This is a genomic window from Micromonospora maritima, from assembly GCF_902825405.1.
Taxonomy (GTDB): domain Bacteria; phylum Actinomycetota; class Actinomycetes; order Mycobacteriales; family Micromonosporaceae; genus Micromonospora; species Micromonospora maritima.
The window spans coordinates 1-10,431 of sequence record NZ_CADEAU010000165.1 but is presented as its reverse complement, the minus strand read 5'-3'; the positions used below and the strand labels follow the sequence as shown (position 1 = coordinate 10,431).

Annotated in this window: 9 protein-coding genes; 6 read left to right on the top strand and 3 right to left on the bottom strand. The window is 74.6% G+C overall.

Going from position 1 to position 10,431, the window contains the following annotated elements; genetic code table 11:
- The 4 genes from HUW36_RS16420 to HUW36_RS16405 all read left to right on the top strand — a co-directional run.
- Nucleotides 1–1,283 (top strand): glycosyltransferase family 4 protein (locus tag HUW36_RS16420; protein ID WP_174528975.1); only part of this gene is annotated, 1,283 nt, incomplete at its 5' end.
- Nucleotides 1,280–2,857, top strand: a complete 1,578-nt coding sequence (locus HUW36_RS16415; RefSeq protein WP_174528974.1) for a glycosyltransferase — start codon at nt 1,280–1,282, stop codon at nt 2,855–2,857. The genes HUW36_RS16420 and HUW36_RS16415, both read left to right, overlap by 4 nt.
- A gap of 3 nt (nt 2,858–2,860) precedes the next feature.
- A complete protein-coding gene (locus HUW36_RS16410) occupies nt 2,861–4,144 on the top strand; it encodes a nucleotide sugar dehydrogenase (RefSeq protein WP_091578570.1) in 1,284 nt (427 codons plus the stop codon).
- Between the two features lie 198 nt (nt 4,145–4,342).
- Entirely contained in the window at nt 4,343–6,091 is a 1,749-nt protein-coding gene (locus tag HUW36_RS16405) for a CDP-glycerol glycerophosphotransferase family protein (RefSeq protein ID WP_174528973.1), read from the top strand.
- A 55-nt stretch (nt 6,092–6,146) separates the two neighbouring features.
- Here the strand turns inward: HUW36_RS16405 and HUW36_RS16400 are convergent, their stop codons facing one another.
- Both HUW36_RS16400 and HUW36_RS16395 read right to left on the bottom strand, forming a co-directional pair.
- Nucleotides 6,147–6,689 (bottom strand): acyltransferase, encoded by a 543-nt coding sequence (locus tag HUW36_RS16400; protein ID WP_174528972.1) that lies wholly within the window; start codon nt 6,687–6,689, stop codon nt 6,147–6,149.
- 68 nt (nt 6,690–6,757) lie between these two features.
- Nucleotides 6,758–7,096, bottom strand: coding sequence for a DUF952 domain-containing protein (locus tag HUW36_RS16395; RefSeq protein WP_174528971.1), 339 nt, complete (start codon nt 7,094–7,096; stop codon nt 6,758–6,760).
- A gap of 87 nt (nt 7,097–7,183) precedes the next feature.
- On the opposite strand from HUW36_RS16395, the gene HUW36_RS16390 reads away from it, so the two are divergent.
- Nucleotides 7,184–7,840, top strand: a complete 657-nt coding sequence (locus HUW36_RS16390; protein WP_174528970.1) for a response regulator transcription factor — start codon at nt 7,184–7,186, stop codon at nt 7,838–7,840.
- A gap of 10 nt (nt 7,841–7,850) precedes the next feature.
- Nucleotides 7,851–9,284, top strand: coding sequence for a sensor histidine kinase (locus tag HUW36_RS16385; RefSeq protein WP_174528969.1), 1,434 nt, complete (start codon nt 7,851–7,853; stop codon nt 9,282–9,284).
- A 6-nt stretch (nt 9,285–9,290) separates the two neighbouring features.
- Here HUW36_RS16385 and HUW36_RS16380 read toward each other — a convergent pair whose 3' ends face one another.
- A complete protein-coding gene (locus HUW36_RS16380; RefSeq protein ID WP_174528968.1) occupies nt 9,291–10,244 on the bottom strand; it encodes a TAXI family TRAP transporter solute-binding subunit in 954 nt (317 codons plus the stop codon).
- Nucleotides 10,245–10,431 lie beyond the last annotated feature (187 nt).

Sequence of the window (10,431 nt, the reverse complement as noted above, 5' to 3'; positions counted from 1 at the left end):
GGCGGGCGGACCTGGCGGTCCGCCGGGCGGCGTTGACCACCGCGGCGCGGGCCGCCGGCGCGGGCCGGCCGGGCGGTCTGCCCTGGGTGGCGCTGCGCGCCGAGGAGAAGCTGTCCGGCCTGACCCGCAAGTGGGTCGGGTTCCGCAACCGCGAGCTGACCCGGGCTCGCAAGGGCCGCAAGCTGACCGGCCCCTGGGACCGCGCGTACACGCTGTTCTGGCAGCGGCTGCGCGGCGACGGCGCGTGGCGGCGGCTGGAGCCGGGCCTGTGGGACTACGAGCTGGCCTACGGTCCGGTGGTCGACGAGCTGGCACCGGACCTGATCCACGCCAACGACTTCCGGATGCTCGGCGTCGGCGCCCGGGCGAAGGTCCGGGCCGCCGCCGCGGGCCGGCGGATCGCGCTGGTGTGGGACGCCCACGAGTACCTGCCCGGGGTGCAGCCGTGGCGGGACAACGCCCGCTGGCTGCCCGGCAACGTCGCGCACGAGCGGGAGTACGTGCCGTACGCGGACGCCACCATGACCGTCTCCGGCGGCCTGGCCGACCTGCTGCGCGACGAGCACGGCCTGGCCGAGCGCCCGGCGGTCGTGCTCAACGCCCCCGCGGTCGACGAGCTGCCCGCCGACCCGGGCGAGCCGGTGCCGGACATCCGGGCCCGGTGCGGCCTCGGACCGGACGAGCCGCTGCTGGTCTACAGCGGGGTGGCCGCCGCCAAGCGCGGCCTGGGAGTGCTGGTCGAGGCGCTGCCCCGACTGCCCGGCGCGCACGTCGCCCTGGTGGTCAACAAACCCGCCTCGGCGTACGTCCGCGGTCTGGTCACCCGCGCCGACGAACTGGGCGTGGCGGACCGGCTGCACGTGCTGCCGTACGTGCCGCACCACCAGGTGGTCCGGTTCCTCAGCGGCGCGCAGGTCGGGGTCATCCCGATCCAGCACTGGCCGAACCACGAGATCGCGCTGATCACCAAGTTCTTCGAGTATTCACACGCCCGCCTGCCGCTCGTCGTCTCCGACGTGCGGACCATGGCCGAGACTGTCCGGGAGACCGGCCAGGGCGAGGTGTTCCGTGCCGAGGACGTGGCCGACTTCGTCCGGGCGGTCACCGCGGTGCTCGCCGACCCGGCGCGCTACCGCGCCGCGTACGACCGGCCCGGCCTGCTGGCCGGCTGGACCTGGGAGGCGCAGGCGCGCGTGCTCGACGACGTCTACTCCCGGCTGCTGCCCGACGCCCCGGCCCGACCGGCGGCGCCGGCGCCGACCCCGGTGGAGGTGGGCGCATGAGCGCCGGGACCCTGCCGGACGTGACCGTGGTGGTCGCGGTCTACAACACCATGCCCTACCTCACCGCCTGCCTGGACTCGCTGCTCGCGCAGACGATCGGCCGGGACCGGCTGGAGGTGGTGGCCGTCGACGACGGCTCCACCGACGGCAGCGGCGCCGAGCTGGACCGCTACGCCGCGCGGCACCCGGAGACGGTGCGGGTGTTCCACCAGGCCAACTCCGGCGGCCCGGCGGCCCCGAGCAACGTGGCCCTCGACCACGCCCGCGGCCGCTACGTCTTCTTCATCGGCTCGGACGACCACCTCGGCCCGGAGGCCCTGGAGCGGCTGGTCACCGCCGCCGACAGGTGGGACTCCGACGTGGTGCTGGGCCGGATGGTCGGCACCAACAAGCGCTACGTGCACCAGGCCGTCTACGCCAGCACCCAGGAGCGGCTCGACCTGTTCGACAGCGCGCTGCCGTGGTCGCTGTCGAACACCAAGCTGTTCCGCCGGGACCTGATCGAGCGGTACGGCCTGCGCTACCGCACCGACATGCCGATGGGCAGCGACCAGCCGTTCACGCTGGAGGCCTGCTTCCGGGCGAAGAAGGTCTCGGTCCTGGCCGACTACGAGTTCTACTACGCGGTCAAGCGGGACAACGCGCAGAACATCACCTACGCGAGCCGGTTCGAGGAGCGGTTGCGCTGCGCCGAGGAGCTGGTCGGCTTCGTGGCCGGGCTGATCGAGCCCGGGCCGCGCCGGGACGCGGTGCTGGTGCGCCACTTCACCTGGGAGGTGGCGAAGCTGCTCCGCGCGGAGTTCCTCGCCCTCGCCCCGGACGTGCAGCAGCACGTCCACGACCGGATCCGCAAGCTGGCCGAGGCGTACCTCACCGAGGGCGTGCTGGCCCGGATGGCGCCCGAGGAGCGGCTGCGGCTGGCCGTGGCCCGCGACGGCGACCTGGCGGCGCTGCGCGAGCTGATCGACCAGCAGGCGGACAAGACCCTGCCCGAGGTCACCGTCGTCGACGACCGCTGGTACGCCCACCACGTCGGGTTCCGCGACGCCGCGTTCGGCTACCCGGACGAGTGGTTCGACGTCACCGAGCGGGCCGCCACCGTGCTGGCCAAGCTGACCGCGACCGGGCTGGCCTGGGGGCGCGACGCCGCCGGCGCCCGGGCGCTGGTGGTCACCGCGCGTAGCCGTTGGGCCGAGCTGGCCGAGCTGAGCGCGGAGGCCCTGCGGGTCAGTGTGGGCGACCTGACGGGTGTCACGTCGGTGACGCCGGACGCTCCCGGTACCGTCGTACGGACGGACTTCGCGATGGACCGGCTGCTGGCGGTCGTCGCGGCGAACGGGGAGCGGCGGACCGTGCGCGCCGAGGTGTCGGCCCTGGGCGGGGCCGGCTCGGCGCCACTGCGCACCGACCGCCCGGTCGCCGCACCCCGGCGGCTGGCCCGGCACGGCGTCCGGCTGCACCTCGTCACGCCCACCACGAACCACAAGGGCCAGGTGATCGTCGCGATCACGCCGGTGACACCCGGTCGGTTCCTTGCCCGCCTGCGCCGAATCTGGCCCTCTGGAGGAAAGTAGTTCATGAACATCTGCGTCGTCGCGCTCGGAAAGATCGGCCTGCCGCTCGCCGTGCAGTTCGCCTCGAAGGGGCACCGGGTGATCGGTGCCGACGTCTCCGAGCGGGTCGTCCAGCTGGTCAACGACGGTGCCGTGCCCTTCCCGGGCGAGGCCGACCTGGACGTCAAGCTGAAGGAGGCGGTGGCCGCCGGGCTGCTGTCGGCCACCACCGACACCGCCGCCGCGGTCGCCGAGTCGGAGGCGGTCGTGGTGGTCGTCCCTCTGTTCGTGGACGCCGAGGGCGTGCCGGACTTCGGCTGGATGGACGACGCCACCCGGGCCATCGCCCGTGGCCTGAAGCCGGGCACGCTCGTCAGCTACGAGACCACCCTGCCGGTCGGCACCACCCGCAGCCGGTGGGCACCGATGCTCTCCGAGGGCTCCGGCCTCACCGCGGGCACCGACTTCCACCTGGTGTTCAGCCCGGAGCGGGTGCTCACCGGTCGGGTCTTCGCCGACCTGCGTCGCTACCCGAAGCTGGTCGGCGGCATCGACGAGGCGTCCGCCGCGCACGGCGTGCGGTTCTACGAGGCGGTGCTCGACTTCGACGAGCGCGCCGACCTGGACCGGCCCAACGGCGTGTGGGACCTCGGCTCGGCCGAGGCGTCCGAGCTGGCCAAGCTCGCCGAGACGACCTACCGGGACGTGAACATCGGCCTGGCGAACCAGTTCGCCCGCTTCGCCGACACGGTCGGGGTGGACGTCACCAAGGTCATCGAGGCCTGCAACACCCAGCCGTACAGCCACATCCACTCGCCCGGCATCGCGGTCGGCGGCCACTGCATCCCGATCTACCCGCGGATGTACCTGTGGAACGACCCGGCCGCCACCGTGGTCCGCTCGGCGCGCGAGGCCAACGCCGCGATGCCGGACTACGCGGTGGACCTGCTCGCCGCCGCGTACGGCGACCTGACCGGGGTGGGCGTGCTGGTGCTCGGCGCCGCCTACCGCGGTGGCGTCAAGGAGACCGCGTTCTCCGGCGTCTTCCCGACCGTGGAGGCGCTGCGCCGGCGGGGCGCGACCCCCTACGTCTCCGACCCGATGTACACCAACGAGGAGCTGGCCGCGCACGGCCTGCCCGGTTACGACGGCGAGCCGGTCGGCGCCGCGGTGATCCAGGCCGACCACGCGGAGTACCGCAGCCTGGCCCCGGCCGACCTGCCGGGCGTGACGGTGCTCGTCGACGGCCGCCGGGTCACCGACCCGGCGCGCTGGACCGGCGTCCGCCGGGTGGTCATCGGCGGCTGACGCCGTCCGTTCAGCGGGCCCCGGCCGTCCACGGCCGGGGCCCGCTTCGTGTCGCGGCGCGTACCGATGGTGAAAGCCGTCGACCGTCGTTCACCTGCCGGACACCCCGGCAATACTTGTGTCACTTGACCCGTTTAGGGTCGCAGCCGTCCGGTATCGGGCCCCTTCGACACCGGCGGGCAGACAGGGAGCGTGTCGTTGTTCAGCAGAGTACGCAGCCAGCAGGGTCTCGCCGCGGTCGGCGCGACGCTCCTCGGCTACGCGGTCATGATCCTCTCCGGGGTCCTCGGCCTGGTGGTTCCGTACGCGGTGGCCGCCGTGGTCGCCCTGGCCGGTGAGGCGGCCCTGGCCACCCGCTACGCCGGGACCGCCGAGCTGCTCGACAAGGCCGGCCTCGGCGAGGTCTTCCGCCGCCTGGTCCGGGACCTGTCGGTGGTGCTGCTGGTGCTCGCCGCGGTCCGTCCCGGGGTGGGTGGCGACGTCGCGGTGCTGCTGCTGCCGGCCGCGCTCTGGACCGTGGCGGTGGCCACGTCGGCGGTCACCAAGGTGATCGACGGGCGGGTCGACCCGCCCGCGTACACCCGCAACATCGACCTCGGCGCGCTGCGCCGGGTGCCGGTGCCGCCGGCCTGGGCGCGATGGCTGGCCGGACTGCGGCTGCCGCTGCTCAACGTGCTGCTGGTGCCGGCCGCCGTGGTGGCCGTCGCCGTCGACCGGGTCGCCCCGGTCGTGGTCACCGCCGCCGCCACGCTCGTCGCCGGCCTGGTCACCGCCGCGGTGCTGGCGTCGACCGCGCTGCGTGGCCGGGGCAAGGCCCCCGGGGTGCTGCCGGCCGTGCACGACTGGCTGGCCCGGGAGCGGCCCGAGGTGGCCCTCTACTTCGCCGGCCCGGCCAAGGACGTCTACCAGGCCAACATGTGGCTCGCCCCGGTGGAGGCGACCGGACGGCGCGCGGTGGTGCTGCTGCGGGCCGCGGACGCGTTCGACGAGCTGGCCGACACCCGACTGCCGGTGATCTGCGTGCCGGCCGGCGTCGACTTCATGAACCTCGACCTCGGCTCGCTGCGGGTCGCCCTCTACGCGGCGAACGTCGGGTCCAACATCCACCTGCTGCGCGAACCCGGCGTGAAGCACGTCTTCGTCGGGCACGGCGACAGCGACAAGCAGGCCAGCGTCAACCCGTACAGCAAGGTGTACGACGAGGTGTGGGTGGCCGGCCCGGCCGGCCGGGAACGGTACGCCCGGGCCGCGGTCGGCGTGCTGGACCGCGACATCGTGGAGGTCGGCCGCCCGCAGCTGGCCGGCGTGCACACGTTCGGCTCCGGCGCCGCCGACCACCTCTTCACCGTCCTCTACGCCCCCACCTGGGAGGGGTGGCTGGACGACGACCCCTACCACACCTCGCTGGTGCTGATGGGGGAGCGGATCGTGTCCGGGCTGCTGGCCGCCGGCAACCTGCGGGTGGTCTACAAGCCGCACCCGCTCACCGGCACCCGTTCGCCGAAGGCGCGGGCGGCGCACGAGCGGATCGTCGCCCGGATCCGGGCCGCCGGCGGGCAGACCGACCCCGCCTCGCTCGACGGCACCGCGCACCTGGTGGTCACCGGTCGCACGCCGGCGCTGTTCGACTGCTTCAACGCCACCGACCTGCTGGTCAGCGACGTGTCGAGTGTGGTCTCCGACTTCGTGCAGAGCGAGCGGCCGTACGTGGTGGCCAACCCGGCCGGCCTGCCGGAGGACGAGTTCCGCAGGCAGTTCCCCACCGCCCGGGCGGCGTACCTGCTCTCGGCCGACTGCGGCGAGCTGCCCAAGATCCTGGCGGTGACCCGGACCGGGGACGACCCGATGGCCGAGGCGCGGCGGGAGCTGAAGGAGTACCTGCTCGGCCCGGCCGGGTCCAACCCGATGGACCGGTTCCGCGACGAGATCGGCCGGCTCTGCGGCTGAGGCGCACCGACGACGGGGGGCGACGACCGGTGCGGTCGTCGCCCCCGTCGGCTGCTCAGCCCTGGTGCGGCGGGTTGTCGACGTCGCGGGAGACGACCTCGCCCTTCTCGTCGACCCAGCCCTTCGGCCGGGCCGGGTTGCCCGCCACGAGCTGGAACGGCTTGACGTCCCGGGTCACCACCGAACCGGCCGCGATCATCGCGTACTCGCCGACCTCGATGCCGCAGACCAGCGTGGCGTTGGCGCCGATCGAGGCGCCCCGGCGGACCAGCGTCGGCGTGATCGTCCAGTCCGGATTCTGGGCGCGCGGCCGGAAGTCGTTGGTGAACACCGCGCACGGGCCGACGAAGACCTCGTCCTCGATGGTCACGCCCTGGTAGACCGAGACGTTGTTCTGGATCTTCACCTTGTCGCCGACGGTGACGCCCGCGTCCACGTAGACGTTGCGGCCGATCACGCAGCCGGCACCGACCTGGGCGCTCGACCGGATGTGCGCCAGGTGCCAGACCTTGGTGCCGTCACCGACCCGGGCGCCGTCCTCCACGTCGGCCGTCGGGTGGACGAAGACGGAGGCGGACCGGTCGTTGCTGTCAGTCATCTCAACTCGCATCGTGGCAGGGCGCTGCGTCGCGCCGTCGGGCGGGTTCGACGCAGCATAACGAGCCCCTAGCCGAGCAGTTCGGCCACCACGTCGGCGGCCGGTCGGTCCGCCGGCAACGGGTGCGCCGCGACCACCGCGTCCACCGGCAGGGCCGCGTACAGGTGCGGGAACGCCGCGCCCCCGCGCGACACCTCCCAGCGCAGCGCGTCGCCGAGCCGGCTCTCGTCCACCGCGAGCAGGGTCAGGCCGGTCACCCCGGCGTAGTGCCGCCGCGCGGTCTCCACCACCTGGTCGGCCGCGGACAGGTGGAGGTAGCCGTCCTGCCGGTCCAGCGCGGTGCCGGCGAACCGCCCGTCCGCCCGCGCCTGCCGCCACTCGTCGTCGGCGAGAATCTTGTAGATCACGCCCGCAGCCTAGAGCGGCCTCGCGCCCCGGCGGCGCGTCTGCCACCATTTCGCCTGACGACGCGTCGAACGAGAGAGGGGGCACGGGTGCGGATCCTCCTGGTCGAGGACGACCGTCGGGTCGCCGCGGCCCTGTCGTCCGCGTTGACCCGGCGCGGCTACCAGGTGGAACACGCCGCCACCGTCGCCGCCGCGCTCTCCGCCGCCCCCTGCGACCTGGTCCTGCTCGACCTCACGCTGCCCGACGGCGACGGCACCGACCTGTGCCGGGAGCTGCGCCGACGCAGCAGCCAGCTCGGCATCATCGCGGTCACCGCCCGGGGGGAGGAACGCGACCGGGTGCTCGGCCTGCGGCTGGGCGCCGACGACTACGTGGTCAAGCCGTTCTCGATGGTGGAGTTGCAGGCGCGGATCGAGGCGGTGCTGCGCCGGGCCGCGCACACCGTCCCGGAGCGCAACCTGATCGAGGCGGGCGAGGTCCGCATCGACGTGGGCGGCCGGACCGTGACCGTGGCCGGCCGGGCGGTGGCGTTGACCCGCAAGGAGTTCGACATCCTGCTCTCCCTGGCCCGCCAGCCCGGGGTGGCCGTGCCGCGCGACCGGATCCTGCTCGACGTCTGGGGCACCACCTGGGCCGACCGGCACACCGTCGAGGTGCACGTCGGGTCGCTGCGCGGCAAGCTCGGCGACCCGACCCTGGTGGAGACCGTGCGCGGGGTCGGCTACCGGCTCCGCGGCGCGTGAGGAGGCCCCGGTGCGCCGCCGGTTGGTGATCAGCTACCTGCTGTTGATGGTGCTGGTGTTGTTCGCGCTGGAGACCCCACTGGCGGTCACCCTGGCCTCCCGGGAGACCGACCGGGTACGCGCCGACCGGCTCGCCGACGCCACCCGCTTCGCGTCGCTGGCCGGCCCGGCGCTGCGCGGCGGCGGTCCCGGCCCGCTCGGCGGGGAGCTGGCCGCCTACGACGACCTCTACGGCATCGGCGCGGCGGTGGTGGACCGGGACCGGCGTACCGTCGCCGCCTCGCCTCGCTGGGAGCTGGGCGCGGGCACCGGCCCGGCGCTCGACACGGCCCTGTCCGGGCAGCAGTTCAGCGGCCCCGAGTCGGTCTGGCCCTGGGTGGACGGCCCGCTGGTGACGGCGGTCCCGATCAACGACGGCGGCGAGGTGCTCGGCGCCGTGGTCACCACCACCCCGGCGGACCCGGTGCGCCGCACCGTCACCGCGTGGTGGCTGCTGCTCGCCGGCATCGGCCTGCTCGCGGTGCTGGCCTGCGTCTCCACCGCGTTCGGGCTGGCCGGCTGGGTGCTGCGCCCGGTCACCGAGCTGGACTCGGTGACCCACGAGATCGCCGAGGGCCGGCGCACCGCCCGGGTCCGGCCCCGGCTCGGCCCGCCGGAGCTGCGCCGGCTGGCGACCAGCTTCAACCACATGGCCGACGCGGTCTCCGACGTGATGGACCGCCAGCGGGCCTTCGTCGCGCACGCCAGCCACCAGCTGCGCAACCCGCTGACCGCGTTGCGGCTGCGGGTGGAGGAGCTGGGACCCAGCCTCACCGACCCGGACGGCCGGGCCGAGCACCAGCTGGCGCTGGAGGAGACCGACCGGCTGGCCACCGTCCTGGACGCGCTGCTCACCCTCGCCCGCGCCGAACGGGAGGAGAACCAGCGGGTCACCGTGGACGCCTCGGCGGCGGCCGCGTCCCGGGTCGCGGCCTGGCTGCCGCTGGCCCGGCACCGGTCGGTCACGCTCCGCCTCGACGCGGGCGAGACGCCGGCGTACGCCCGGACCGTACCGACCGCGATCGACCAGGCGCTCGACGCCCTGATCGACAACGCGGTGAAGTTCAGCGGCGCCGGGGGAGAGGTGACGGTGACCGTTCGGCCGGCCGACGGCGGGACGACGCTGACCGTGCGCGACACCGGCCCCGGTATGACGGCCAGCCAGCTGGACCAGGCCACCGAGCGGTTCTGGCGGGCCCCGGACGCGCAGAACGTGGACGGGGCGGGCCTCGGGCTGACCATCGCCGCGGTGCTCGTCGACGCCTCCGACGGCCGGCTCACCATGCGTCAGGGCGAGCCGCGCGGGCTGGTCGCCGAGCTGTGGTTCCCGGCGCCGCCCGACGATGCGAGCGGTGCGGTCGAACCGGCCGCCCCGCCGCGCGCCGGGGAACCGGTCGGCACCTGAGCCCGGTCAGGGCTTGGCCGCGCGGTACCACTGCGCCGCGCCCGGGTGCAGCGGCAACGGCGTGGTGACGATCGCCGAGCGGGGGCTCATCCGCCCGGCGGCCGGGTGCGCGGCGGCCAGTTCCTCCCGCCGCTCCATCAGCAGCCGGGTCACCTCGCGCACCAGCTCGGTGGGCAGCTCGGCGCTGACGATCAGGTAGTTCGGGTTCGCCACCGTGCTGACCGGATCCGCCTGGTAGACCGAGCGGGGGATGTCCCGGGTCACGTAGACCTCCCCGTACGCGCGCCGCAGCGGCTCGGTCCAGTCGCCCAGGTCGACCATCCGCAGGGAGGTCTGCCGGGCCAGCTCGGCGACGCCGCGCACGGGCAGGCCGCCGGAGAAGAAGAAGGCGTCGATCCGGCCCTCGCGCAGGGCGGTCACCGAGTCGTCCAGCCCCAGGTGCTCCTGCCGGACCCGGTCGCCGTCGAGCTGCGCCACGTCCAGCAGCCGGGTGGCGGTCACCTCGGTGCCCGAGCCGTCGGCACCCACCGACACCCGCCGGCCGCGCAGGTCGGCGAGCGTGCGCACCGGCCCGCCGGCGGTGGTCACCAGGTGCAGGAGGTCGTCGTAGACCCGCGCCACGGCGAGCACCTGGGGGTGCTCCGGCTCGCGCGGCGGCAGCACGTCGGCCTGGGTGAAGCCCAGCTCCGCCTCGCCCGAGCCGACCAGCCGGACGTTCTGCGCGGAGGCCGCGGTGACCACCACGTCCGCCCGCACCCCGGGCAGCTCCCGGTTGAGCAGGGCGGCCAGCGACTGGCCGAACGCGTGGTAGACGGCGGTCGGGCTGCCGGTGGCGATCCGGATCCGCACCGGCTCGGTGGGCTCGTCCCGGCAACCGGCGACGGCGGTGACGAGCAGCAGCAGGAGCGCCAGCGGGGCCGCGGTCCGGCGCCGGCCGCGCACAGACCAGTGTCGGCTCACGGGCTGCACTCTGCGCCGTGCACCCGCCGCCGCGCAAGCCCGCCCGCGCGGGGGGTGTGCTCAGCCCAGCTCGGCGCTCTCGGTGATCCGCGTCCGGTGCTCGCCGTTGGGCACGCTCACCAGGAAGCACCCCGAGCCGGGGCGCAGCGCCGCCGGCACCTCCAGCAGCGCCGCGCCGCGCACCAGC

Bases quoted from the DNA above. Each gene is read 5' to 3' on its own strand.
- HUW36_RS16410 (WP_091578570.1), top strand. From the start codon at position 2,861: ATGAACATCTGCGTCGTCGCGCTCGGAAAGATCGGCCTGCCGCTCGCC.
- HUW36_RS16415 (WP_174528974.1), top strand. From the start codon at position 1,280: ATGAGCGCCGGGACCCTGCCGGACGTGACCGTGGTGGTCGCGGTCTAC.
- HUW36_RS16400 (WP_174528972.1), bottom strand. From the start codon at position 6,689: ATGACTGACAGCAACGACCGGTCCGCCTCCGTCTTCGTCCACCCGACG.